This window comes from Desulfogranum japonicum DSM 18378 (assembly GCF_000429945.1).
Classification (GTDB): domain Bacteria; phylum Desulfobacterota; class Desulfobulbia; order Desulfobulbales; family Desulfobulbaceae; genus Desulfogranum; species Desulfogranum japonicum.
In genome coordinates, this window is sequence record NZ_AUCV01000020.1 from 67721 (window position 1) to 94055 (window position 26335).

The following is a 26335-nucleotide window of genomic DNA, read 5'->3' on the forward strand; positions in this document are numbered from 1 at the left end:
TGGCAGATGTATACGATGAAAAAGTTATGCTCTACATTTTTCCATATTTCAGCTCCTGTCACACACTTATCGGCTGCTCACTGTTACAAAGAGGAGGCTCCATGTCGCTGCATAGTATCCCTCGAATCCTGTTTCTTTACGCATCTCTCTTATTCACGCTCACCGGATGCGCTTCCACCATTCCCTATGGCCAGTGGAAGGTCAGCAGATCTGCAGTGAAAGACTTTAACAACGGTAAAATCGCAAAAGATCACAGCTACTATTACCTGGGATCAAAAGTTGAACCGGACAGTGTAATTGCCATTCATAAAAACTATACTTTACGTTCGAGGATTTGGATTCCCATAGATTTGACACCAGCCCAATTGAAATCCTGGAATTTCTCTTTTTCACTGGATCACAGCATGGGATGTCCCTACAACGGCGGCTTTATCATTGCCGAAGATGGGGCATATGTCGGATTTTGGCATGGTAAAGATACCTTAAACACTGTTCGCGTCCCTGAACCTGGAATCATAGAGGTATACCAACCTTATTCGTTGCCTGGTTCTATGTGTGAAAGAGATAAATTTCTTCGAGACCTCTAACAGACAGGCCCCTATGTACCACATTGCACCCCTGTTTTTTAGATTGCTTTTCCCCTGCCCCCGAGGTACATTTTATATATACGATAATTAAACATGCGATATGAACACCGACAGATATTTATATATCGCCTGTATACTGGCTGTAACACTAGTTCTAGGCCAAAGTAAGGCGAGTTTCGCGGTTGACGGCAACAATGTTTCCCAAACTGGATGGGATAATACCGTCAACAGCCTGCTGGCTACAGGTATGTACGGTATAGGTGACAGCCAAAAGACAGGGCTGGCCATACAATTTCAGAACGCCCAGGATCTCTACAAGGGTCTTTCTCCAGACCAGGCGACGCTTAACGGACACGCTATCACTTTTTCCTACGATGGCTCATCAGGATTACTCGAATTTTCTGCCGGGTATATCTATGCAAATGAACAGCAGGGAGAGGGAACGGTTTTCCTCGGCATAGATCCTGTTGAATATCAAAGGTTCAATCCGACCCGCTCTTGGTATATGGCATTTGATCTTTCCGGATCATATGCGTATGATGAAAATATCAATTTCGGTTTTGGCAGTAAAACCATGTTGATGAAAAATCCTTTTGAAACCGAAGAGGGAAAACTTTTTTCCATCCTCTTTAATATGCCCATATCATATAAAAGCTACATCACCATAACACCACAGGTACAATGGTCTCGGACATTGCCTGCCGATGAGGAACATATCTCCTCAAGTCCTGAATCAGATAAAGATGATATTGGAGAAAATATTTTCTATGGTGGTGTCTCCGTATCATTTTCCTACTAACCAGCTTGGCTGGAGCCCAACGAACCATGAAAGCACGACGCTTTCTGGTCTCTCCTGAAGACTCAACTTGCATCTACACAGTACCTTCATGTTTTTCATTCCGACGATATACTCAAACCTGGCGCTGCCCAGAAAATTCCTGTAAACTCAGTCACGCTTTTTTTACCTGACCACACACCTCTTCACCACTTACACCTTTCTTCAACAACAAAATAAGGTATAGTAGCAGGCAACTGATTGCCCTATCGGCAAACACTCCCTTTCCCTACCTCCTGGAGCAAGCCACTTTATGAAGTATGGAAACGGCTTTACCGGTAGCTATCTCAGTTTTTTTGTCAGTGCAGTTTACATAAACTAGTTTTCGTTTTTCAAGAAGTCGTTACCTTTACAATCAGCTTGAAAACCGTGGAGTTGACCCATGTTTACCACACGTATTCATCATTTTTTTCATTTGCATATCCGCCTGCTCCTATTGTGCATGGCATTTCTGACAATTCAGCCTGTTGCTTTCGCAGCGTCTCAACCGGCAGCCTCCCAGCAAAAAAAGGTTGTTTTTCTTCCTTTTACCATTCAGGTCAACGGACCATATGATTATCTGGAAAACGGTTTAAGCTCCATGCTTAAAAGCCGTCTTGCATCGCGTGCAGACATTGTACCTGTGAGCAGTGGTGAAAGCGCCAAACGTCTATGGAGTAACCTGCAAAACAATAAGCTTGAGGCTTTTGCCAGAGAACTCAACCATACAAAAGCGGACTTCCTCATCCTTGGCTCACTCCATTCCGCTGAAAACGGATTACGCATATCCACTTATGTATTTAGCCGCGATATGGCCAGTGGACCGCATTCGTTCGAGCAACCCATCAACTCAATTGATGAAAGCATGACGGCGATGGACAGCCTTTCCTGGGAGATAAGCGAGACCATTTTTGGCCGCAACCGACCTGAAAAGTCTGGAAATCTCGTGGATACCAGTTCAGGTGTCTCAGCTTTTCATACCAGCCATCCAGATCGCACCTACCGCGAAGGGTTACTCTCCACTGCCAGCATAGATTTTATATCAGGAGGGCAGTTCAAGCTCTTGTCTACCCACAGGTCACCTACAATCAATTATGATATAATGGATATAAACAGCCAGGACCTTGATGGCGACGGTACCACCGAAATACTCCTCTTAAGCAATACCACACTGTTTATTTATCAGTTTATCGAGGAAAGTTTTGTTAAAGTCGATGAGATTCCCCTCTCCAATCATTTACGCTTACATGCAGTAACAACCGCTGATATAGATAATAATGGCATCCAGGAACTTTATATCAGCGGCAATAATGGAAAAGATGCAATCTCAAGCATCATGGAATGGAAAGACGGAAATGTACGGCAATTGGCCATCAATATTCCCTATTACCTCAATGTTGTCCAGGAACATGGGGCTCCTGTGATCTATGGCCAACGTAGTGGCATAAAAGTACCTTATGGCGGCCCTGTTTTTAAACTGGAAATCGACGCCAATTACGCGTTAACTCCGTCAGAACGCCTCTCCCTGCCAAAAGATGTCTCGGTATATGATTTTAAAAGAGCAGATGTGGATGGTGACAGTAATCTGGAAACCATTGTCATCAGCCCAGCCAATCTTCTCCAGGTCTTGGATGCGAGTGGACAGTCAATGTGGAGCAGTCAGGATCAATACGGTGCTGGCCGGAACTTTTTTGGCACGTTACATTCAAATGAAGATCAAGATATCCCACAAAAATATATCAAAACCCGTATCATTGCCCATGACATTGATCAGGATGGTTCTGAAGAAGTAATCGTAGTCCGTAACAGGGCCAAGCACGTTCCATTTATGCCAAGACTTCGTTACTTTGACGGTAGCACCATTACTGCTATGAAATGGGACAAAAACAGGCTCAAACCTTTGTGGGAAACACAGAAACTTGGTGGTTATATCATCAATACCCAAATCCTCTCTCAGCAGGATGATCGTTATCAACTCGTTTTTGGTGAATCCAAAACCAGTTACCCGTTTGTTTTCTGGGAGTCATCATCAATGACGCTCAACAACTACACCTTTGAAAATATCACGGAGAAGGCAAACAATAAAAAGCAATGATACCGGAACGATACAAAAAAGTTTATTTTTCCGGAGAAATATTTTTTTCCATACATAGTCCTGCTGTTTTTTTGTAATTGTTTCAACCTGTAGGCAGGTAAAGTAAAAAAATTTATACCGTCAGTAAAAAAAACTTGACGTGTGTCTCGCCTCGTTTTACTCTACAAGCGTAAGATGAAGTTGTAACTACGATCTATATTGTTGCTTGAACGAGGAACTTTTTAAACCCTGCAAAGGAGATGAAGATGAAAAAAATAATTGCCACAAGTGCTGCACTGCTCATGGCTGGTAGTTGCTTTGTTGCCAACAACGCTTTCGCTGAAGACGAAACCGGTGTAACTATCAGCGGTGATTCCCGTGTACGTCTCAGGTATCTGGACAATGTGTATTTCGGGAATTTCAACAACGGCTATAATTACGACAAATGGGACTCCCGTGTTCGTCTGAAATTCAAAGGCCAGGCTGCTGGTGGTGCCTACGTAACCGCTCGTATCCGTCTGGTTGACACAGACTTCAATGGCGGACCTGATGCAAGTAACGATTACAACGTATGGTCTGATTACGGTTACTTGGGTATTCCTTTTAGTGACAACTTTAAAATCGAAGCTGGTAAATACCGTGTTAACTACGGTAACCTCTTCCTTCTCGAAGATATCGGAATGTCAGGTATCCGTGGTTTCTACACCACCGATACCCTGGAAATCATTCCTTTCTGGGAGATCATGAAAGAAGGTCATGATGGTAACGCTTATGACTACATGGAAGACAACGACACAGAACGTTTCGGTACTGCTCTGACCGTTAAAATGGATAACTGGAGCGCAGGTTTCATCGCTGGTTACCAAAGTGACGACACCACAAGTGAAGAACTGTACATTCTCGCAGATGGAAGCATCTGGGGTCTCTACACAGACAACGAGAACGAAGGTTTCTTCGGTTCCGTATATGCCAATGCTGATTTAGGTATGTTTGCTCTCGATACTGAAATCGCATATGTCGAAGAAGGTCTGACAGACTGGAACAAAACTGAAGATGACAGCTGGGGTGGATACGTAAAAGGTACCTACAAAATGGATGCCCTTTCCATCGCTCTGGACATTGCCATGACCCAGGACGGCTTCATGCCTGACGCCATTTATGGTTACCAGATGATGGGTGTCGACGAGCCTACCACCGTTGTTAATGTTGGTGAAGGCGGAGACTGGCTCATCATGGGTGTTCGCACCAACTATGCTGTCTCTGAGGCCCTTGCCCTGACCGGTAACCTGGCTTACGCCACCGTTGATGCTGAAGCAGACAATGCAGACGTTGATTTCTTTGAAATTTCCGGTGTAATGGCATACAACATCTCTAAAGGCGCTACCTTCTCATGGTACGCTGGTTACCTGATGCCTGATTTCGACGATTCCACACTGGAAGACGACGGTGCATTTGCTACCTATGGTAAATTCGAAGTAAGCTTCTAATTTTCCCTATAGTAGCCAGACATCAAGTCTAAATTAGTGAAAAGGCGGATTCTGCTTAGCAGGATCCGCCTTTTTTTATCCTTATCCAAAAAACATCTCACAAAACATCCACAGCGAACTTCAATAGAGGCGAAACAAGAATAAAGGCAACGTCTTCTTACCAGGTTATGATGGTGTGAATAGTCAATATTGTAAAAGGGGACCCGCAACCTTCGGAGTGGAGCTTTTATTCAGACAGGTCACAGGGGCAACCGAATGATAGCCTCGGTTCCACCTCCATTTGCGTCCTGTAGGTAAAAATTACCCTGGTGGTCCTCAATAATGCGCTTCACCAGAGCCAGTCCCATACCTGTGCCAAAGGTTTTAGTGGTATAAAATGGATCTGTCGCATGTTCAAGGTTTGCTGAGGTAAGACCAATACCGGTATCACGCAAACTGACCTGGATGTACTCTTCCATTTTTTCAACCCGAACAACCAACTCTCCCCCTGAAGGCATAGCCTCCACACTGTTTCGGATAAGGTGCACCATCACCTGTTGAAATAATCGCGGATCGACAAAGACCCTCGGCTCTTCTCCCTCCTCGGTCACCAATTTATAATGAATGCCGCAATCGGTAAATGTCTGGTAATGCAGAAGCAATGATTTCTCCAGCAGATCATTTAAGGCAACATCTTGTTTTTCCGGCCTGATCTGCTCGACAAAGTTAAACAGATCTTCCAAGGTGCGCTCTATTTTTTCTGCTTCAGAAGTCATCATGTTGAGAAACTGCAGCCAACTAGGATCATCTGTTTTTCTAGATAAAAGACGTGCTGTTCCCCCAATGGAGGTTATGGGATTGCGGATATTGTGTGCCAATTGAGCTGCCATATGGCCGACAGCAGAATAACGCTCTGCCTCAACTAAAAGATCTTTATTTTTTTCTAACTCTTCTGCCATGGCTTGGAGCTCTTTAATTTTCCGCTCCATATCCATATAGAGATGGCAATGTTCGATGGCCAGACTGGCCTGGCTGGCAAAACTCTCCAGAGCTTTGATTCGCTCTTCGGTAATAGGCCTGTGGGAAACGAAATGATCTGCTATCAATACTCCAAGCGAACGGCTGGAAGAATAGAGTGGAACAATGACAAAACTTTCTTCCTGTAATTGCCCCATCAGTTCAATTGATACAGGATATTCGGCCTGACCGTTGACAACATTGATGGTTTTTCGGAGGTTGACCGAGCGAATAAAAATATTTTCCTCATCCGCAGCAGGAATCCGCAATGACTTTACAATACGATTCACTTCAGAATCACTGACAAGGACATCACTCTGGCTCAACAAATCATGTAGTCCCAAATCAAGTTCACGGATATTGTTCCAGATGCGACCGCCATCTTCCCTGCTTCCCGGTCCAATGGCCATTCGCCCTTTCAGTACTTGCCCCTCCTCATCAAACAACAGCAGAAAGGCTCTGTTAAACTGCAACCCTTCATCGGCGGTGATTCCTACCAATACTGCCTGGAGGATTTCATCGAGTTCCACCAGGCTGAGATAGGCTGTATTCATTTTAATGGCCAGCTCATGGGCCAGCTGTATACGAAAACGCGCCTGCTCAATCTGACGTTGATAACGCCTGTTGTTGATCTTCAGCCTTCTTTTCTCAAGTACCTTGCGCAGGGTGGTAAGAAGATCTGCAAAGTGGACGGGTTTTGCCAAATAGTCATCGGCTCCGTGGCGCAGGCAGGAAAGAGCTGTCTGTAAATCATTGACCGCAGTCAACATGATGATGGACAGATCGGGATCGGTTTCCTTAAGAACAGGTATAAGCTCTTTACCATCTGCATCGGGTAAACCGATATCCAGCAAAACCAGAGCTACATGTTGCTGGGTAAGCAGATGATGCAGTTCTGCCGCAGAGCCGGCAGTGATGGTTGGCATGCCCTCTTTATCCAGAAACTCCTTAATCAAGTCAACGATATCAGGGAAGTCGTCAACAAGAAGGATCACTTCTCCCTGGCTCAGCAGTTCATCCGTCTGCTCGAGAGATTCATCTATATGGTTTTGTGAATCGTGCATTAACCTGGAAGGATAGAATGAAAGAATGATAAAAAGCCATTTCTTTTCTTCTACTCTCGAATATAGTATGTGTCAAGTTCCGGGAAAATCAGAAATACATTTCACGACTTTATTTCACAACAAGGAGATGGATTCCCTGTGAATACTGCAAACACTAATCAAAGAGATGCGGCCCTTGACCCCGCCCCCCCACAGGCCGAAGTGAGTGACGAAGAATTGCTCCATGTTATGGCTGATTTTCTTGCCATGGGACATGTTGAAAATATTGTAGCCATGTTCAGGCAGGAAGATCGTTACTTCGAATGGGTGGGCAAACTTCTCCAGGATGAACGATTTGCCGTCCGCCTTGGGGTAGCGGTTCTGTTCGAATATCTCCTTGCAGATTCTTCAAGTAGAATTTCCCTCGCCTTACCATCCCTTGCCAGATCCCTGCAACATAAGCAGCCTTGGGTCCGGGGAGAGGCTGCCAATATTCTCGGAATAATCAACACCCCGGACGCCCTGCAATTGATAAATACGATAAAACACGACTCAGACCAGCAGGTCAGGGAAATTGCTGCAGATATTTTAGGAAACACACCCGATGAATGAGTACTTCGGTCCCCAAGGGATCCTCGCAAAAAACCTGAAGCACCATGAACCACGCCCAGGTCAACAAGAAATGGCAGATGCGGTTGCATCTCTCCTGACCCACATTCCGAACCAATATGACAGCACTGACCAGGCAGAATGCCTGGTGATTGAAGCTGAGACCGGTTTGGGCAAGACGCTTGCGTATCTGGTGCCGGCAGCGTGCAGCGGGAAAAAAATTATTATTTCCACCAATACCAGAAACCTGCAGGACCAGATACTTGAAAGAGAGATACCCTTTATACAAAAACATATCCAGCCCGGATTGCGGGCCATGTCCGTCAAGGGAAGGCAAAACTATCTCTGCCTGCATCGATGGCACCAGGAATTAAGTAGCCATCAGGGAAGAATCATTGAAGATGACGATATCCGACAGATTGAAGAATGGGTAGAAGAAACCGAGTATGGAGAACGAACGGAAATAGCGTGGCTCCCCTCTTCCGCTCCACTCTGGCAGCGAATCTGCTGCCAATCCCACACCTGCCTGGGTGCAGACTGTCCTGATACCGCCAGTTGCTTTTTGACCAGGTTACGAAAAGACGCAGCCAATTGTTCCATTCTCATTGTAAACCATCATCTTCTCTGCTCTGATCTGGCGGTCAGAAAGAGCGGTTACGGAGAGGTTCTTCCCAGATACGAAGGCGTTATCTTCGATGAAGCGCATCACCTTGAGCAGGTGGCAACAACTTTTTTCGGGCATACTTTTTCGCGTTACCAGGTGGCAGATCTTGTTCATGACATAGAACGTAGTGCAGATACAGAGTTGGGAACAGACAAACGAAAAAAAGTTTTCAGCCACACCACCAGATGCATCAGAGCAATGGATGCCTTCTCCCTTCTTTTCCCAAACGAGAGAGGCCGCTTCCCCCTTGACCCCGACTTTCTCACCCGAAAGGCTGTAAGAGAGGCCACACAAAGTATACAAACCAATTTGGACAAGCTTACACAATGCCTGGAGGCCCTTCCCAAAGGCGATGCCCCGTGGGAGCATTACGGACAACGCAGCATTGAACTGAACGCAAGATTGGAACAAATCACTGCGATTCCAACACCAGAAGAGGAGAATACACCCTCCTACTACACATACTGGTATGACCGAACAGAGAAAAATCTTTCTCTGCATGCCACTCCTGTAGATATCTCCCACGAACTGCAGAGCACACTGTTTGCATCGGTACAAAGCTGTGTTTTCACCTCTGCCACCCTGACCACTGGGGGAAACTTTTCCTATTTTCTTGGCCGCCTGGGATTGCCTGCAGATACAACAACCCTTTCTTTTCCCTCCCCATTTGATTATGCCAATCGGACGAGGCTGTATGTGCCCAACAAACCTTTTCCAGAACCTACAGCTCAGGGGTATTCAGATGCAGTACATCAACAGTTGGAAAAGCTGGTTACCCTGGCCGACGGGCGGGCCCTGTTGCTGTTTACCTCTTTTAAAGCTATGGAAACGGCCTATCAGTTTCTGAAAAACCGTCTGCCGTATCCCCTCCATATGCAGGGAGAAGCACCAAGAAAAGTTCTATTGCAACGATTTACCACAGATATCCACTCTGTATTATTCGCTGTTTCGAGCTTTTGGGAAGGGGTGGATATACCGGGAGAATCATTAAGTCTTCTCGTCATGGACAAATTACCATTTGAAGTCCCCAGCGACCCTGTTATTATGGCACGTGTTAACCGCATCAAAGCCAATGGAGGCAATCCTTTTTTTGATTTTCAGGTGCCACGAGCGATTTTGAGTCTCAGACAGGGAGCGGGAAGACTCATGAGAACGGCACAAGACAGGGGCGTCATAGCCATTCTTGATATCAGACTCTTTACAAAAGGGTATGGTCGCCGCTTTCTCAAAAGCCTCCCTCCAAGTCCACTTGTGCGGGAATACCGCTTGGTGGCTGATTTTTTCCAGAAAGAATATGAACAAGAATACTAGTGAACAAAACCAGAACGTCCTTTCCCTCCTCCTGAAGGAGATACATACCCCTATTGATATCGCCATGCGTGAGGACATCTCAGCCTCATTGGAAGGTTGTGATCCTGATCTCATTGAAATTATCAATTACGCATTATTTGGGGGGGGCAAAAAAGTTCGTCCTGTCCTCGTTGCAGCCTGCTCCCGCCTGTGCGGAAGAGATGACATTTCCCTTTACCGCCTTGCTTCAGCCTTTGAATATCTGCACGTGGCAAGCCTGGTACATGACGATATTATTGACAATGCGTCCAAAAGGAGAGGACGATTATCCCTTGCCGCCAAATATGGTCAGGAAAAAGCAATACTGGCCGGCGACTGGCTCCTCTCACGTAGTATGTTTATCATTGCTGAACTTACAGGACCTCCTGGATTGTCGATATTCTGTAAGGCAACTGAAGGCATGGTAAATGGTGAGTTTCTGCAAAACAGATACGTACGAGACATCTCTCTGCACGAAGAAAATTATTTCAAGATTATTGAATGCAAAACAGGTAATCTCATTGCATCAGCCTGCCAGGTAGGTGCTCTTTATGCAGGGGCAGATAAACAGCAGCTTGCTAACATTGGACTCTATGGGCAATGTCTTGGTTCAGCATTCCAGATAATCGATGACATCCTGGACTATCAGGGTGAAGAGAAAAACACAGGTAAAACTGTCGGCAATGACCTGGTTGAAGGCAAAATCACCTTGCCTCTTCTGCGTGCTTTACAAAAAAGCTCAGAAAACGAACGGTTGGAAGTGGAGCGACTTATCAGACATGAGCGGGAGTTGCCCCAAACATATCAAAAGATATTTACTTTTATCAACACGTACCAGGGGTTTGAATCTGCAGGTACAACTGCAAACGAACTCATCGAGCGGGCCAAGAATTCTCTTTCCCTTTTCGATCCTGCACAACACGCAGAACAACTCTCGATTCTGCTCGGCTTAGCTGATTATATCCTGGCGCGTAATAAATAATCCCCATGCGAACTTCTTTCCGATATTCCATACTGGTGCTCTTGACGTGTCTTCAGGGAGCTATGTTTTCAGCCTGTGGGCAGTCTGCAGACGAATATCCAGATTCTCCCACGGAATCGCCCATGGAACATTCCATAATTTTTGAGGAACCCAATTCTCCAAGTCACAGTGTGCTTCAGGAGTTGCTGCAACAGCAGACAACTGTTTTGCCTGAAAAAGGTGATACTGTTCCTGTCATTGCCCTGATCATTGATGATATGGGCCACCATCAGTCCCTGGGAAAAAAACTGATTGATCTGAAACTCAATCTCACCTTTTCTTTTCTGCCCAACGCTCCGCACACTTTAGAACTGGCAGAAATGGCACATGCAAACGGCAGGGATATTCTCATACATCTCCCCATGGAACCCAAAGGACAAAAATGGAACCCTGGTCAGGATGCCCTCATGCTAAAGGAATCCCCAGCTCAAATCCAACAGAAAACCAGCACACTTATAAGCCGAGTTCCATATGCCATAGGCGTCAACAATCACATGGGCTCCCTTTTTACAGAACAGCAATCTGCAATGAAAGATGTTCTGACTGTTCTTGCCCGGCATCACCTGTTTTTCGTTGATTCTTTTACTTCCGCCCAATCAGTCGGGTTTGCCCAGGCCAGTGCCATGCATATACCAACGGCAAGAAGGCATGTATTTCTGGACAACGTGCACCAAACAGATAAAATTTGCCATCAAATCAAACAACTCACGCACATCGCCAGTCAAAAAGGATCAGCGATCGGAATCGGTCACCCGAATACAGCTACGCTCAATGCTCTTGATCAGTGTGCGCCGTCTCTTCTTAAATCCGTTCATCTGGTTGGAGTTCATGAGCTCGTCCAATAGGAAAGAAACTATCAAGACACCGACCCTGGCTATGCTTCTCAAGGGGTTTCCACGCATCTCGGAAACCTTTATTTCCAACGAAATTCTGCGCCTTGAGCAACATGGTATCCCCATCCGCATTTTTTCCATGCGACACCCAAGGGAACCCTTCTGCCATGAATCAGTGACCCGTATAAAGGCTCAGGTCGATTATTTACCGACAGATCTTTTTCATGAATTCAATCGATTGTTTGCAGCTGCGTCGCTTTGTGCAGTGAGGAAACCGCACACGTTTCTCCAGGGTCTTCGGAAGGCCGGTGAACGTTTTCAGAGAAGTCAGAATCTGGGAACCATCAAACACCTCCTCCAAGCCTGTTATGTAACGGAACGTCTGCTACAGCCATCTCCGGAAATTGTCCACCTCCATGCCCACTTTGCTCATTCCCCCACTTCTGTAGCCTTTTTCACCAGCATACTCAGTGGCCTGCCCTTCAGTTTTACTGCCCATGCCAAGGATATCTACACCTCCAAGCCGGAGCAACTTCGTGAAAAAATTGAAAAGGCATCTATGGTATTTACCTGTACAAACCATAACAGGGACTATCTGAGTAAATTGTGTTGTTCCACACCACTATACTGCCTCTATCATGGCATTGACCTGTCACTCTTTGAGCAACGCGAGAACAAGCCTGTGCATTCTCCCTTCCACATCCTCACAGTGGCACGAATGACAGAAAAAAAGGGTATACCCTTTATCTTAAGGGCATTATCAAGACTGCACAAACAGGGAATGGATTTCACCTATACACTCATCGGTGACGGAGATGACCGTGGCCTGATTCTGGAATTGATTGGTGAGCTTGGCCTGAGTGACCGGGTCAGACTCCTGGGCACCCTGCCCCACGAAGAGGTTATCAAAGAACTGGCATCAGCCGATGTCTTTGTTCTGGGGTGCCATATCGCCCCAAACGGGGACAGAGACGGTATTCCCAATGTGCTGGTGGAAAGTCTGGCCGTTGGCTGTCCCGCTGTTGGTACCAGGGTTTCAGCCCTACCTGAAATCCTGATCAACAAACAAACAGGGATGGTGGTAGAACCTGAGGATGATGCGGCCTTAGCCAATGCTCTGACAAAAGTGTTGCATGAAGATTCCCTTCGTGATGTACTCATTTCAGAAGGAAGGAGGCATGTGGAACAACATTTTGACAACAGCAAGCTCATTGCCCAACTCTCAGGACTTTACCGAAATCATATTCCAGCTCTGGCCTCAGGGACCTGATAATCTGGTAGGTATATGATTTGTCCCAACAGAAATTCAGGCATGCATATAGGCTTTTATGCTCCTTTCAAACCACTGGGACACCCTCATCCTTCGGGAGATCAGATCATTGCAAAGGGGCTTGTACAAAGCTTTGAGTCTCACGGGAACAGTGTCACTATAACCAGTAATCTTCGCTGTCGCTGGATTTATAGAAGTCCCCGCCTGTTGCTCCGGGCATTCAAAGAGTTCCGTCGCCTTTCCTCCAGTCTCGCGGACCAGAAGCTGGATTGCTGGTTTACATACCATTCCTATTATAAATCCCCGGATATCCTGGGTCCTATTCTCAGCAGAAAAGTAGAATGCCCTTACATCATTCAACAGGGAAGTTATGCCACTAAATTTTCCCGCCAATGGAAAACTTTACCTGGATTTCTGCTCAACAGATATGCACTGAAAAAAGCTGATACGCTGATTACAGACAGGCAACGGGATTATCTCAATCTCAAGCGACTGGTGTCTCAGGACAAAATCCACATGGTCAAGCCGGGGATTTCCACTAGTGAGTTTCAATTTCACCAGGAGTCCAGAAACCAGCTTCGCAGCCAGTGGCAGATCCCTTCAGGAACCCCTATCATCTGCACGGCAGCCATGTTCAGGGCAGATGTCAAGAGCCTGGGAATAGAGTGGATCATTGATTGCTGCCAGCAGTTAGTAAAACAACAGGTTGATTTTCACCTGCTGATCATAGGTGATGGGGTTGAACGAAACCGTTTGCACACATACGCGCAACAATTGCCTGCCGGACGATATCGTTTTGTGGGCAGAGTGCCACATCAGGAAATGTTTCGCTATTTTTCAGCTGCCGATCTTTTTGCCTTTCCAGGCTTTAACGAATCTCTTGGTATGGTATTCCTCGAGGCTCAATGCTGCGGTCTACCTGTCGTTGCCTGTGAGAATGGAGGCATACCTGAAATCATGCAGCATCAACGCACCGGTTTTCTCATTCCCCTCCAAGACAAGAACAGTTTCAGCGAACACATTCGACTTCTGCTCGAAAACGCTGGTTTGCGTAAACAGATGGGCTTCAAGGCTACATCATATGTGCAGAACAGACATGACAGAAATCGCAACAATCTCCAGGTAATACAAATTATTCAACGAACAGTTGCAGAGTATCGAAAGAAACATGCATAACATGACACACATTGGACTTATCCGCCACGGTCTGACTGCATGGAACAGTAAGAAGCGAATCCAGGGGCAAGCAGATATACAACTTTCTTCCAAAGGCAGGGAAATGGTTGCCTGTTGGGGAGAAACTCTACGCCCCTATCAATGGGACATAATTATCACCAGTCCCCTTGAACGAGCCAGAGAAACAGGACGTATTCTTCAGCAAACCCTTGAGATTCCGTTTTTCACCATCCAGGGGCTCCAGGAACAAAACTGGGGAATGTGGACAGGGCAAACTCTCAGGCAACTCAAACACACGCAATTGATAGAGCTTAACCAGGCAGTAAGCCGGGGCTGGCAATTCCAGCCACCTGAAGGAGAATCCAGGCAGGAGGTACTGAAAAGAGCGCGGAAAGCCCTCCTGCAGGCAGCGGCACTACACCAGGGAAAACATATGCTGGTGGTCAGTCATCAGGGGGTTCTCAAATGCATCCTCTACCATCTGTTAGGCAGACAATTCCTTCCTACAGAGCCTGCTATTATCCGTCCCTATTCTCTGCATATTCTGAAGGCAAGCCCACAAACACTTTTCCTGGACAGATTAAACGCCCTCGGTCTGGAGCAATAAACCAATGCGACTTTTTGTATATTGCCAGCACGTTCTTGGAATCGGTCACCTGATTCGCACCCTGGAACTGATAAAAGCCTGCTCTGATATGGAGGTCTTTCTTGCCCTCGGCGGAAGGCAAACAACCGTGGAATTTCCGAAAGACATTCATCTCCTGCAACTTCCTTCGCTGATGATGGATGCTACATTTTCAGGCCTGCAGACATCATCTGAAACAGATAACCTCATGCAGACCAAAGAGCAGCGAAAAGAAATGCTGCTCAAGTCCTTTAAAGAAATCGAGCCTGATATTCTACTCATTGAGCTCTATCCCTTTGGCCGTAATGCATTCACGTTTGAGCTGGAACCTTTGCTCAGGTATGCCCGCGCCCATGCTCCTGACTGTCTGGTGGCCTGCAGTGTACGGGATATTCTGGTGGAACGGGATAACGCCACCAAATTTGAACAACGGGCTGTAGACCGACTCAATGCGTTCTTTGACCTGGTTCTCGTGCATGCAGACGCATCTATCATTACACTGGACGCAACCTTTTCCAGAATTGACGATATCCTCATACCAATCCATTATACTGGTTATGTCTGCCGTACCCAGAGTATTTCTGCCGTACACAAGACAGAGAAACTACAGCCCGGTATCCAGCATATTGTGGTCAGTGCAGGTAGTGGTTCCGTAGGTATGGACCTCCTTATGGCTGCAGTAAAAGCACAGAAGATACTGCAAAAAAAAATCCCCGCCAGAATGCTGGTTTTTACCGGCCCATACGCCAACCAGAAAGACGTGGCACACCTTCGGAATATTGCTGGAGACAGTGTGGAGATTCAATCATTTTGTCAGGATCTCCCGGCTCTTCTTCGTCAGGCATCCCTCTCTGTATCCATGGGCGGATATAATACGACCATGGAATTACTGCAGGCTGGTTGCCCAGCGCTCATTTTCCCTTTCAGCCAAAATCACGAGCAGCACATGCGTGCCAGCCTGCTTTCAAAAAAAGCACATTTTTTCCTGCTTGAACCAAGAGATCTTGATCCAGGTATGCTTGCTGGTTGTATGGAACAGGCACTGGCCTGTCAACCCACGATTGCAGAAATCAACATCAACGGCGCTGTAAACTCAGCTAAGACGCTGCGCCAGGCCGCTGCTGACAAAAGGAAAATCCTATGAAATACGTTCCATCAACACTCTGGAATGAAACGATTCCTGCAAACATTAGACACGAACTGGAAACTCTTTTCTCCACCACGCCCGCAACTTCCATCTTCTTTCGTGTTGATGATGTCGGCGATGATGCAGAACAGTTTTCTCAGCTCATGGAACTCTTCATGGGCTACCAGACTCCACTTTGCCTTGCCGTAGTACCTGCCTGGATCAATGAAAAACGCTGGCACTCCTACAGCCATTTTGAGCCCAATAATCCTCTCTGGAGCTGGCACCAACATGGATATACCCATCACAACCATGAAACTACAGGGAAAAAATCTGAATTCGGATCAAGCAGAACTGCCCAGGAAGTAGCTGTAGACATTCAACAAGGAAGAGATATCTTAAAAAATATCATGGGAGAAGCTTTCTGTCCCATGTTCACCCCTCCATGGAACAGGTGCAGTGAAGATACCCTGACAGCCCTTGAGCAATACGGGTTCCAAATCCTTTCCAGATCTGACGATCCACGCAACCAGCATAAGGCATCACTTACAGAGGTGAATATCAACGTGGATCTGCATACCAGAACGGATCTTGATGCCCCTTCAGGCTGGAAAAATCTTCTGAATGAAATAGTTACAGCAGGGCAAACTGGGACTCTTGGCTTCATGCTCCATCATCAGCGCATGAACAGCTATGCCTTTCAATTTATGGAAATTCTACTGCAGATAATCCAGCAGGCTCAAATACCGGTATCAGGATACAAACAATTTGCCGGTATGTAAAAAATATCAGCATAAGCCCGTACCTGCAAACGTTCACCGCTACCGTAAAGTGCACAACCGCTTTTCATGCATGATACTGATCAGCGCGGTGGTTTAGATGAAAAATCAACGTACAGATATTGGAGAGCACCAGTTCATAGATTTCAACAACGGAAAAGGCAATCACGGTATTTATACTGAACGCCCCCCCATGCAACGAAGGGCAAGCTCGTAGAAAAAACATCAAACGATTTTTTAAAACAATACCGGGCATCTGCTCAGTGTGGACCCAGTAACACAATTAAGCCCTCATATTCCCAGGCATATCCTGTCTACAAAACACAAGGGCAAAGCAACAGGTCAGCTATAACTCAAACGTTGAAATCTGGAATCTGAAACGCAATAGTTTCAACTTTTCCCTGCATTTCAGTTACAGTCACAGATCCAAATTTCTGCAACCAGTCAATGACCTGACCAACCAAATGTTCCGGGGCCGAGGCTCCTGCTGTTATCCCTACATGTTCCACGTTAATCAGCCAGTCAGGATTAATTTCATCAGCTTGATCAATCAGGTAGGCGGGAATCCCCTCTTGCTGAGCGACCTCCCGAAGCCGATTTGAATTCGAACTGTTTTTCGAGCCAACCACAAATACCATGTCAACCTGTTTTGCCAGTTTTCGAACGGCCTCCTGACGGTTCGTAGTTGCATAACAGATATCTGTGCGCTCCGGTGCCGTCATCTCTGGAAACTTTTGATACAGTGCCTCAAGGATATCCTTGGTATCATCAAGGCTTAATGTAGTCTGCGTCACATATCCGACTTTCGTTCTATCATTCACCTGCAGAGAGGAGACTTCATCAGGTCGTGACAACACATGCACTGCTCCCACCGCATGACCACAGGTTCCCTCAACTTCAGGATGCCCCTTATGTCCTATTACAATGACGTCATACCCTAATCTATTCAGACGTGTTACCCGTCTATGAACCATGGAAACCAAGGGGCAGGTGGCATCAATGGTTCGCAGATCCAGGCTTCTTGCCTTTTCCTGAATGGCCATGGAAACCCCATGTGCACTGAAAATGGCAATGGAGCTTGTGGGAATATCCTCAAGTTTTTCAACAAATACAGCTCCCTTGGTTGTCAGCTCTGCTATAACATGGGTGTTATGAACTATTTCGTGCAGAACGTAGACAGGTGCGCCATACCGCTCAAGAGCTTTGTTAACGATGGCAATCGCCCGATTAACACCGGCGCAGAAGCCACGAGGTTGTGCCAGCATAACCTGCATTGTATTTCCTCCTTTCCCCTGCAGATGACTCGGAGCAGGTCCGCAACATTGCCATACCCGCTTCAGTCATCCTAACAAAATCCTATATTTCAATTCATGTACGGCTTTGGTATAAAAAAAAGAGGTGTTGTTTCACGCAAACAGCCCTTGCAGAGATATCTTGCCACAGGTGTCAAAATATCCCTCTGGCTGGTATCTGGCAGGAGATACATCACAGGATGAAACATCAGCTGATAAATATACCAAAAAAAACGACGAATGCTGTTTTCTACTCGCAAAAGAGACATACATATATCTAAATCAACTCAATGTACATAAGAAAGACCGTAAGATGAGTGCGTTTGCATAGTATGCCAGGAGAACGATATGGAAAGACTGCCTCCTCTGCCCCTGAAAAAATCCCTTGAAATAGCATTTCAATCTATACGGGTGCGTTTTTTTCGTTCCCTGGTGACGACGACCAGCCTGGTGCTGGCTGTAGCGTTTCTCAGCTATACCCAAACCTGGAACGACCTTGCCAACAGTCTTTTCCTTTCTCATAACCAGGCTGCCATCCAAAAACTCATCCAAACAGGATTTGACATCAACGAAAACACACAGGCTATTGGGGAAAGCCCCAAACAACAGTGGTTGATGACCCTGGCGCTGCTTGTTTGTGTGGTAGGTATTATCAATGCACAACTGATGGCTGTTACCGAGCGTTTCAGAGAAATCGGTACGATGAAATGTCTGGGAGCTCTTGACAGAGTGGTACTGCTCCTTTTTGTACTTGAAGCGGGCATGCAGGGGCTGGCCGGTTCCCTTGCCGGTGCCTTTTTGGGGAGTATCGCTGGCCTTCTCCAGTCTTTTTTTACTTTCGGCTCCCTTATCTGGAGTACGTTTCCCGTAGTGGAATTGTTACAAACTGCATCTCAGGCTGTAGCCATAGGCTGCCTGCTCAGCCTGATCGGTGTACTCTATCCAGCGCTTCAAGCTGCCCGCATGCAACCTGTAGTTGCCATGCGCATGGAACAATAGACAGGAAAACGAGGTATTCCATGGAACATGCCATTGTGCGGACCACAGACGTCACAAAAAGTTTTCAGCTGGGAGACCACACCCTTGAAGTTCTTAAAGGCATCAGTTTAACCATAAGTACTGGTCGCTATATATCTATAATGGGGCCATCTGGTTCGGGAAAATCCACCCTGTTCAATATGATCGGAGGTCTGGATAAACCAACTTCCGGAAAAGTCTTCATAGATGAAGTTGATGTTGCCCAACTGGATGCCTACGAACTTGCCTGGCTGCGGTGCCGAAAAATAGGATATATATTTCAAACATTTAACCTTATTCCTGTCATGACAGCCCTGGAAAATGTCACCCTTCCCATGACGTTTGCCGGTACAGGGAGTGATGAAGCCAATGAACGAGGTATGGAACTCCTTAAACAGGTTGGACTGGACCAGCGATATCATCATAAGCCATCTGAACTCTCAGGAGGGCAACAGCAACGGGTGGCCGTTGCCAGAGCACTGGCCAACACTCCTGCCATCATCCTTGCTGACGAACCCACCGGAAACCTGGATCTCACCACTGGAGAAGAAATTATTACCCTGCTCAAACAAATGAGCATTGAACGTGGTGTCACTGTTATTTCAGCAACCCACGACTTCAAGATGCTCAATGTCTCAGATGAAGTAATCTGGATTCGAGACGGTCGTATTGACAAAATCGAGCAAAGGGATGAGCTGAACATTTCCGTGGGGACCATTGATGAAAAGTGATATCCTTTTCAGACAGTCCTGCATAGCATTCCTGATCATCGGCCTTTTCACTGTATTTGGCAGACCTCTATCCTGCCTCGCAGAGATGCCCGCACCCCACCTTGCTGATCTTCAACAGACCGTCACCGAGCTGGCCAGTTACGGTGATCGATCCACAGGAAGCAGCGGAGAAAAACGAGCTGCTGAATATATCCTACACCGTTTTTCTCTGGCAACCTCTGGGCAGACAGGCAAACTCCCCTTTACCCTCCCTGTTAGAAAACATGGCGGATCAACCCTCATGGTTGGTGAACAGCGTATGGAACTTCATCCGTTGTATTATAATGCCATTACCCCGCAAAACCTTCCTGCTGAAGGCATTCAAGGTCCACTTCTGTATGTGGGCAAAGGGGAACTCCGTGATTTCAACGGGTTGGATATTCGTGGATCCATAGTCCTCATGGACTTCGATTCCGGTACAAACTGGCTTAATGCCGCCAACCTCGGCGCCCAGGCTTTGATCTACCTGGATTCAGGGCAAAGCTTCAAGGAACTGTTTACAGAAAAACAGGAACTTACGCCTATCCAATTTCCTTGTTTCTGGATACCAAAAAAACGCCTCAGCCAACTCTATCCTGACCTTGCCCCTGGAAAAATTGCTGAACAGATTCGCCTGCAAAGTGCAGTACAATGGCAGCAACATGAATCAGACAATATCTATGCATTTTTCCAAGGATCAGATGCACAGAAAAAAGAACAGCTCATTGTGGTGGAAGCCTTTTTTGATGCATCACAAAATGTTGCTGACACTGCTCCCGGAGCAGATGAGGCACTGTCCATAGCCTCCCTCCTTCAACTTGCTGATTACCTCCATAATCATCCTCCTCAACACTCCTTTCTCCTGCTGGCTACAAGCGGACACGATCAGGAGTTGGCCGGCATGCGCGAAATGGTATGGTCGCTGACGAGCACAGGAAAAATGTTCCGCACTATCTCGAAACAGCAGAGGCAGGAGCTTAAGACACGGACGGCCTACTTAAAAACCCTGTCCGCCTTTCTTCAGCACAAAGCTGTAGCTGAAAACAGCACCTCCTTTGGAGATAGTATTCGTGAGTCTCTCAAACTCAAAATTGACGAACTATCCAATCGCCTTATGTCAATGCGCATGCAGGAGCAGTCGTCACTGATAACCGCGAAGGTACAACAGTTGGCCGATACCAGGATTAAACTCCGACGGATCTCCTGGAAAAAAGACTTCAGCTCTCTAAATCCTGAGGAACTAGAGGTTCTTGTCAGCCTGGCTCAAAAAGCTCAAGAGCTTCACACAGGAGTGATCAGGGAATTGAAGGCTGACAGGAAACGACTTGAGCAACAACGAGAATTCCGTTCCCTTGTGTTGGAATATGAACCAAGACTGTTTGTATCGCTTCACCTCTCAAGCCACGGTGACGGCCTGGCCGCCTTTAACCAGGGCTTCATGTATCCCCTTCGTGAACGGATTAACAGAACCGGCTCATACAGGGAATTCCATCAAATTCTGCATCAGGCTGTTTCTCAAGAAAAAACACCATTTCCATTTATATCAACCCTCAGACCCGACCGCTTGCATCCCTGGGAGGATCTCCTGCCGGATAAACCTCATCTGGGTGGAGAAGTTACAGCCCTTGCAGGACTGCCCGGAATCACCCTGGCTACCACAGGTGATTCACGTTGCTGGTGGGGAACACCTTTTGACCAGATACATAATATCCAATGGCAAAAGGTTACTCAACAGCACCAGGTTCTAGAACATCTGATAACTGCTTTGGATCGGTCTGACCTCTCTGTCAGCAACTCTTTACGCAATGGTTTTGCAACAGTTACGGGTAAAACCAGCCTGCTTCTTCACGGTGAATTATTTGCCGAACAACCAGCACCGGGATCCATATTGCTGATCTATCAGGGGCCGGCTCGTTATCACTTGCAGGCAAACAGTCAGGGGCAATTCCTCCTGAAGGGGGTCGCTGACAAAAAACATGTACAGGACAAAGTAATTTTTGAGGGATACATCTTTTCCACCAAGGATGGTGCCGTGCTTGGGGCCATTGATAAAAAACTGACAGGCAAAGCGGCCTATCGTCTGAAAATGCAGCGGCAGGACATGCGTACTGACCTGATCATGTTCAACTGCTCCCAGACGACCATTTTTAATCTCCTGGAACCGCGGAGCCTGAGATACCTGACCAAACTTCAGCTTATAGACGGTGCCAGAGAAGCGCCGCCGGTACGTTACTGGTATAGCCGCATTGACACCAGGTCTTCCACCATAGCTTCTCTGTTTCTCGAACCTGAAACAAGAATGAAACTGACCCTTTCTGATACACTACTGGATAAAAAACTTATCCTGACAAACGGCTCGTCAGAGACTCCGATGGGTAACGGTTATAAAGTTTCAGCACACCCCTCCCTGCATCATACCAGTTACCTCGTGGCACGTGATATGTGGGCCCTGCTCGCCCCGAGAATTCGGAATCTGGAGCAGCATGGCATCTTTGACGAATACATTAACGCCCTGCAGGAACAAGGGCTTGCGGCACTCAAAAAAAGTCATCAGGCGCTGCAGGATAAGCGTTACGACCGTATGTTTGCCAATGCCACCGCATCCTGGGCACTTGCAGATCGTGTGTACACACACGTTGAACAAACCCAGAAAGATGTCCTATTTGGCGTCTTGTTCTATATAGCTCTTTTCGTTCCCTTTGCCTTCTGCATGGAAAGGCTGCTCTTTGCCTATACCTCAATTTATAAACGTATCATCGCTTTTACGGGCATCCTTGTTCTGCTCATCGCCCTCATAGCCAATGTCCATCCTGCTTTCAAGCTGGCTTACAGCCCTACGGTCGTAATTATCGCGTTTTTTATCATAGGACTGTCTTTTCTGGTCACTCTGATCATTTTCTTTCGCTTTGAACAACAGATGATCATGTTGCAACGCAGGGCTTCCATGACCAAAGCCACGGAACTCTCAAGCTGGAAAGCATTTACAGCAGCTTTTTATCTTGGCGTTTCAAATCTTAATCGACGAAAGATGCGCACCGGCCTGACTTGCCTGACGTTGATTATTCTCACGTTTACCATCATGAGTTTTACCAGTGTCAGCTCCACCCGACGCCAAAATGAATTACATTTTGCCGAGCAGGGGAGCTATACTGGTTATCTCCTTAAAGATATGGCCTGGAACGACCTGCCCAGGCAGACACTCACGATGTTTTCTTCCCTGTTTGATTCACAGGTCACGGTCGGCCCCAGAATATGGTACAGTAACGAAGATTTGACCAGAAGCGCAGATATTCAGCTGCGCATGACGAACAATCAGTTCACCATCCAGGGGTTGATAGGGCTTTCCTCGCAGGAGCCTCAAATCAGCCGTCTCCATGAAACCCTGGTTGCTGGTCGATGGTTCAATCCAGACGAACGTAACGTCATTCTCCTGCCGGAAAAACTTGCGCACAGAGCTAACATTCATCCTGGTATTGCAGGCAAGGACTCCATTGTTCTCTGGGGTGTTTCGTTTCAGGTGGTCGGTCTTTTCTCTGAAGACGGTTTTCGTCAACATCCAGACCTGGATGAAGAGATTATAACCCCGGTTGTCTTTCCCTCTCAGTCCGTACGTGAATTGAGTGATGAAGAACAGGAAGCCATGGAATCTGGGGAAGACATTCAGACTTACCAGGGGAGATATCGCCATATAGACCCGGACCAGATTGCAATTATCCCGGCAGACACCTTGCTTGCCATGGGTGGAATGTTGAAAAGCATTGCCCTGATTATTCCGGAACAAGCTAAAGACAACTCACTCTCTTTTCTCTCTGACCGTTTTAATTTTACTCTGTTTCGCAGTGATCAAAACGGGGTATCTGTGTTTCACGCAAGCGATGCCATGAGCTATTCAGGGATGCCGAACATCATTATCCCTTTGCTCATTTCCATACTCATAGTTCTTAACACTATGATCAGCTCTGTGTTTGAACGAAAAAAAGAAATAGGTATCTATACGTCAGTGGGCCTTGCTCCCCGCCATGTTTCATTTCTGTTTATTGCTGAAGCCATGGCTTTTGCAATAATTTCCGTGGTACTTGGATACCTGCTGGCCCAAACCCTTGCCGGATTTCTTGCAGACACCCCACTCTGGCAGGGGATAACTGTCAATTATTCCTCCACAGCCGGAGTAGCGGCCATGTTTCTTGTCATGGCTGTGGTTTTACTCTCAGTTATATACCCTTCCAAAGTCGCTGCCAGTATTGCCATCCCTGATGTCAATCGAAGCTGGGTCATGCCTGCTCCGGAAAACGATGCAATAACCCTGACGCTGCCATTTCTCATGCGTTATCATGAGCACCACTCCATATGTGGTTTCCTCTATGAGTATTTCAGCACCCATCAGGATGTTTCACACGGGTTATTTTCCACAGGTCCCATAGAAATTGTGGAAACATGCCAGTTAACCGCATTAGGCCTTCAACGCCTGCCCATGGCCGAAGATTGCTTGCACATCAGAGCAAAAGTCTGGCTGGCACCTTTTGATTTTGGCATTATGCAATGGGTTGACCTCAGCTTCTGCCACGCAAGAGAAGGTAAAGATTTTCTCGAAATAAGCGTCGTCCTCAATAGAAGATCAGGTGAAGCCGGTGTGTGGAAAAGGGTCAATACCTCTTTTGTACACAGCCTGCGCAAACAGCTGCTTATCTGGCGTTCACTGCATGACAACGATAAAAAGCACTATGCCCAACTTCTCCTGCACACTGCAGGTCAGGAGGGCCAGCAATGATGAAATCGAAAAAAAACACCTCTGCATCCCGCATACGTCTTCGATCCATTCTGGTTGGTGTTATTTTGAGCGTCGGCATCTGCATTCTGACGCCGGTCAACAACATCTATCATCACGCCACGCCCCTTGGCGGAGGGCACTTTCCTCTGGCACCCTTTTATATTTTTCTTATCTCAATCCTGGTAACAGGCATCCTTACCCATATTTTTAGGAACTCACGCCTGATGACAGGCCCTGAACTCCTGGTAATATGGATTCAGATGGTTATCGCCTCAGGTATAGCATATACCGGCCTGGCACGAACGATGTTTCTCAACCTGACTGTTCCCTTTCAATTTGCCACATCTGAAAATAACTGGATCGACACTCTCCAACCATTGCTCCCCCAAAAACTTTACCCTGATCAGGAAGCTGTCAAAACACTTTACGATGGGTTGGCTGGAGGCCGGCAGATGGACTGGCTGGAGATTTTTTCAACCATTCCCTGGCAAGCATGGATAGCTCCCATACTCTTCTGGGGAATTTTTATTCTGCTCTGCTACACTGTGCTCATCTGCCTGATCAATCTCTTTTCCAGGCAATGGATACATAATGAACGTATGAACTTTCCCCTGCTCCAGGTTCCCCAGATGATAAGCAGCAGTCTGGAAAAGGGACAAATGGGCTCATTCTTTCTACACCCTTACCTTCTTGTGGGGTTTTCTCTACCCGTCTGCCTGCATCTTCTCAATGGTTTAAGTTATTACTATCCTTCAGTACCCTCGATCCCCACCCTGCTTCTGGCTGGCCCTTACTTTCCCAAAGTCGGGCTATTATCGGGATTCAGCAAGCTCAAAATCTTCATTTACCCTGCATTTATTGGGTTCGCCTTTCTCACAGCCAGACAGGTTTCGCTCAGTTGCTGGCTCTTTTACATTCTGGGCGGTCTCCTTTTCGGTATCCTTGCACTCATGGGGTATACTATCCCCGCATCATCACTGGGAGTAACCTTTGGGCCCACTCTGGCCTTTGTGGAAGAAACGCAGATGATTGGTGCTTATGGTGTATTTTTTTGTTTCCTTCTCTGGCTTTCCCGCAATCACCTACGGCATATTGTCAGGCAGGCCTTCACCACTACTCCCCTGTCCATCAATACCGAATGGTTTTCCATACGTCTCTCCTTCTGGATTGCAGCGGTGGGTATGGTTGCCCTGGCCGGATGGGGTGTATGCTTTGGCATGAGACCGGGAACCGCATTGCTGACCATCTGTGCCTTTTTTATGATTACTCTGGTTGCATCACGGGTTATCTGCCAGGGAGGTCTGGCCTACTTTACACTCACGGCTGCACCCCTTGATGGATTACTTATTCTATTCGGCCCTGGAATCTTCAGTAAAATTGGTTTGGTAATCGCTGCAGCTGCACAGAAAATGCTCTTTGTCGATCTCCGAGAGTCCTTAAGTCCCTCACTACTGCATGCCCGCCAGATTCATCACACCATGGCAAACAGAAGGCTTTTACTCTTTGGCATTGGCCTGACAATACTCACAGCAGTAATGGCTTCTTTCCTGGCCATGATCATGCTGTGTTATAAATATGGTATTAGGGAACTGCAGCTGGAATGGGCTACGCAAACATCTCTGACCATGTATGAAAATATCGTTCGGTTGAATGAAACAGGGGTCGAGGCCGGGAAATGGGTTAAAATTTTTGTGATTATAGGCGCCGTGGTCATGGCCCTGCTGGTAACATGCTATCACCGTTTTTACTGGTGGCCTATCCATCCAATCGGCTACCTGACCGCTTATTCCTCAGCGATGCGCATCCTCTGGTTTTCTTTTTTCATTGGCTGGCTCTGCAATGCACTCTGTATGCGCTACGGAGGGGTGGGACTTTTCCGCAAACTGCAGCTGCTGTTTATCGGACTCATAATTGGAGACCTACTCATGGGAGGTACCTGGGCCCTGGTAGGGTTATTTGCCGACGGTAGCTATCAGGTTCTGCCGGATTGACCAGGCATCACAAACCTGCTGTGCATAAACGTAAAAACAGGAATAACCAGATCATCAACATAAAATTGCACTACACCAATGACCC

Annotated in this window: 19 protein-coding genes; 17 read left to right on the forward strand and 2 right to left on the reverse strand. The window is 46.9% G+C overall.

What is annotated here, in order from left to right; translation table 11 throughout:
- The first annotated feature begins 101 nt into the window (after positions 1-101).
- The 4 genes from G493_RS0110775 to G493_RS0110795 all read left to right on the forward strand — a co-directional run bounded on the left by G493_RS0110775 (position 102) and on the right by G493_RS0110795 (position 4962).
- Positions 102-587 (forward strand): hypothetical protein, encoded by a 486-nt coding sequence (locus tag G493_RS0110775; RefSeq protein WP_153306480.1) that lies wholly within the window; start codon positions 102-104, stop codon positions 585-587.
- Positions 588-687: 100 nt separating this feature from the next.
- Positions 688-1386, forward strand: coding sequence for a hypothetical protein (locus G493_RS0110780; RefSeq protein WP_028580392.1), 699 nt, complete (start codon positions 688-690; stop codon positions 1384-1386).
- A 418-nt stretch (positions 1387-1804) separates the two neighbouring features.
- Positions 1805-3496 (forward strand): FG-GAP repeat domain-containing protein, encoded by a 1692-nt coding sequence (locus tag G493_RS0110785; RefSeq protein WP_028580393.1) that lies wholly within the window; start codon positions 1805-1807, stop codon positions 3494-3496.
- Positions 3497-3741: 245 nt separating this feature from the next.
- Complete coding sequence (locus G493_RS0110795) at positions 3742-4962, forward strand: porin (RefSeq protein ID WP_028580394.1); 1221 nt, start codon at positions 3742-3744, stop codon at positions 4960-4962.
- 239 nt (positions 4963-5201) lie between these two features.
- Here G493_RS0110795 and G493_RS0110800 read toward each other — a convergent pair whose 3' ends face one another.
- Positions 5202-7022, reverse strand: coding sequence for a response regulator (locus G493_RS0110800; RefSeq protein WP_028580395.1), 1821 nt, complete (start codon positions 7020-7022; stop codon positions 5202-5204).
- A gap of 138 nt (positions 7023-7160) precedes the next feature.
- Between G493_RS0110800 and G493_RS28825 the strand changes: the two genes are divergently transcribed.
- Genes G493_RS28825 through G493_RS28840 form a run of 9 tightly spaced genes read left to right on the forward strand, consistent with a single transcriptional unit; the run spans position 7161 to position 16436 of the window.
- Positions 7161-7613: a HEAT repeat domain-containing protein gene (locus G493_RS28825; RefSeq protein ID WP_051309220.1), complete on the forward strand. Its 453-nt coding sequence runs from the start codon at positions 7161-7163 to the stop codon at positions 7611-7613.
- Positions 7606-9585: an ATP-dependent DNA helicase gene (locus G493_RS0110810; protein WP_028580396.1), complete on the forward strand. Its 1980-nt coding sequence runs from the start codon at positions 7606-7608 to the stop codon at positions 9583-9585. The genes G493_RS28825 and G493_RS0110810 overlap by 8 nt, the downstream gene beginning before the upstream one ends.
- Positions 9569-10585, forward strand: coding sequence for a polyprenyl synthetase family protein (locus G493_RS28830; RefSeq protein WP_051309221.1), 1017 nt, complete (start codon positions 9569-9571; stop codon positions 10583-10585). Before G493_RS0110810 ends, G493_RS28830 begins: the two co-directional genes overlap by 17 nt.
- A gap of 5 nt (positions 10586-10590) precedes the next feature.
- Entirely contained in the window at positions 10591-11469 is an 879-nt protein-coding gene (locus G493_RS28835) for a divergent polysaccharide deacetylase family protein (protein ID WP_084813530.1), read from the forward strand.
- On the forward strand, positions 11453-12727 hold the full coding sequence (locus G493_RS0110825; protein WP_051309223.1) for a glycosyltransferase family 4 protein: 1275 nt from the start codon (positions 11453-11455) through the stop codon (positions 12725-12727). Before G493_RS28835 ends, G493_RS0110825 begins: the two co-directional genes overlap by 17 nt.
- A gap of 15 nt (positions 12728-12742) precedes the next feature.
- Positions 12743-13903 (forward strand): glycosyltransferase family 4 protein, encoded by a 1161-nt coding sequence (locus G493_RS0110830; protein WP_051309224.1) that lies wholly within the window; start codon positions 12743-12745, stop codon positions 13901-13903.
- Position 13904: 1 nt separating this feature from the next.
- The gene (locus G493_RS0110835) at positions 13905-14510 is read left to right on the forward strand and encodes a histidine phosphatase family protein (RefSeq protein ID WP_028580399.1); all 606 of its coding nucleotides are present in this window, start codon (positions 13905-13907) and stop codon (positions 14508-14510) included.
- A gap of 4 nt (positions 14511-14514) precedes the next feature.
- Positions 14515-15672 carry a glycosyltransferase family protein gene (locus G493_RS0110840; protein ID WP_028580400.1) on the forward strand — a complete coding sequence of 386 codons (1158 nt, stop codon included), beginning with the start codon at positions 14515-14517 and terminating at the stop codon, positions 15670-15672.
- Positions 15669-16436 (forward strand): DUF2334 domain-containing protein, encoded by a 768-nt coding sequence (locus G493_RS28840; RefSeq protein WP_051309226.1) that lies wholly within the window; start codon positions 15669-15671, stop codon positions 16434-16436. Before G493_RS0110840 ends, G493_RS28840 begins: the two co-directional genes overlap by 4 nt.
- Positions 16437-16786: 350 nt before the next feature.
- On the opposite strand, the gene ispH is transcribed toward G493_RS28840, so the two are convergent.
- Positions 16787-17707, reverse strand: a complete 921-nt coding sequence (gene ispH, locus G493_RS0110855; protein WP_028580402.1) for a 4-hydroxy-3-methylbut-2-enyl diphosphate reductase — start codon at positions 17705-17707, stop codon at positions 16787-16789.
- A 366-nt stretch (positions 17708-18073) separates the two neighbouring features.
- Between ispH and G493_RS0110865 the strand changes: the two genes are divergently transcribed.
- Genes G493_RS0110865 through G493_RS0110880 form a run of 4 tightly spaced genes read left to right on the forward strand, consistent with a single transcriptional unit; the run spans position 18074 to position 26250 of the window.
- Positions 18074-18724, forward strand: coding sequence for an ABC transporter permease (locus tag G493_RS0110865; protein WP_035274211.1), 651 nt, complete (start codon positions 18074-18076; stop codon positions 18722-18724).
- A 20-nt stretch (positions 18725-18744) separates the two neighbouring features.
- Complete coding sequence (locus G493_RS0110870; protein WP_028580405.1) at positions 18745-19473, forward strand: ABC transporter ATP-binding protein; 729 nt, start codon at positions 18745-18747, stop codon at positions 19471-19473.
- Positions 19463-24259, forward strand: coding sequence for an FtsX-like permease family protein (locus G493_RS28845; protein WP_051309227.1), 4797 nt, complete (start codon positions 19463-19465; stop codon positions 24257-24259). The genes G493_RS0110870 and G493_RS28845 overlap by 11 nt, the downstream gene beginning before the upstream one ends.
- Positions 24256-26250, forward strand: coding sequence for a DUF6785 family protein (locus G493_RS0110880; protein WP_232363743.1), 1995 nt, complete (start codon positions 24256-24258; stop codon positions 26248-26250). Before G493_RS28845 ends, G493_RS0110880 begins: the two co-directional genes overlap by 4 nt.
- The last annotated feature ends 85 nt before the right edge of the window (positions 26251-26335 follow it).

Bases quoted from the DNA above. Each gene is read 5' to 3' on its own strand.
- ispH (WP_028580402.1), bottom strand. From the start codon at position 17,707: ATGCAGGTTATGCTGGCACAACCTCGTGGCTTCTGCGCCGGTGTTAAT.
- G493_RS0110775 (WP_153306480.1), top strand. From the start codon at position 102: ATGTCGCTGCATAGTATCCCTCGAATCCTGTTTCTTTACGCATCTCTC.
- G493_RS28830 (WP_051309221.1), top strand. From the start codon at position 9,569: ATGAACAAGAATACTAGTGAACAAAACCAGAACGTCCTTTCCCTCCTC.
- G493_RS0110825 (WP_051309223.1), top strand. From the start codon at position 11,453: ATGAGCTCGTCCAATAGGAAAGAAACTATCAAGACACCGACCCTGGCT.
- G493_RS0110810 (WP_028580396.1), top strand. From the start codon at position 7,606: ATGAATGAGTACTTCGGTCCCCAAGGGATCCTCGCAAAAAACCTGAAG.
- G493_RS0110840 (WP_028580400.1), top strand. From the start codon at position 14,515: ATGCGACTTTTTGTATATTGCCAGCACGTTCTTGGAATCGGTCACCTG.
- G493_RS0110880 (WP_232363743.1), top strand. From the start codon at position 24,256: ATGATGAAATCGAAAAAAAACACCTCTGCATCCCGCATACGTCTTCGA.
- G493_RS0110800 (WP_028580395.1), bottom strand. From the start codon at position 7,022: ATGCACGATTCACAAAACCATATAGATGAATCTCTCGAGCAGACGGAT.
- G493_RS28845 (WP_051309227.1), top strand. From the start codon at position 19,463: ATGAAAAGTGATATCCTTTTCAGACAGTCCTGCATAGCATTCCTGATC.
- G493_RS0110865 (WP_035274211.1), top strand. From the start codon at position 18,074: ATGGAAAGACTGCCTCCTCTGCCCCTGAAAAAATCCCTTGAAATAGCA.
- G493_RS28835 (WP_084813530.1), top strand. From the start codon at position 10,591: ATGCGAACTTCTTTCCGATATTCCATACTGGTGCTCTTGACGTGTCTT.
- G493_RS0110870 (WP_028580405.1), top strand. From the start codon at position 18,745: ATGGAACATGCCATTGTGCGGACCACAGACGTCACAAAAAGTTTTCAG.
- G493_RS0110785 (WP_028580393.1), top strand. From the start codon at position 1,805: ATGTTTACCACACGTATTCATCATTTTTTTCATTTGCATATCCGCCTG.
- G493_RS0110795 (WP_028580394.1), top strand. From the start codon at position 3,742: ATGAAAAAAATAATTGCCACAAGTGCTGCACTGCTCATGGCTGGTAGT.
- G493_RS0110835 (WP_028580399.1), top strand. From the start codon at position 13,905: ATGACACACATTGGACTTATCCGCCACGGTCTGACTGCATGGAACAGT.
- G493_RS0110780 (WP_028580392.1), top strand. From the start codon at position 688: ATGAACACCGACAGATATTTATATATCGCCTGTATACTGGCTGTAACA.
- G493_RS0110830 (WP_051309224.1), top strand. From the start codon at position 12,743: ATGATTTGTCCCAACAGAAATTCAGGCATGCATATAGGCTTTTATGCT.
- G493_RS28840 (WP_051309226.1), top strand. From the start codon at position 15,669: ATGAAATACGTTCCATCAACACTCTGGAATGAAACGATTCCTGCAAAC.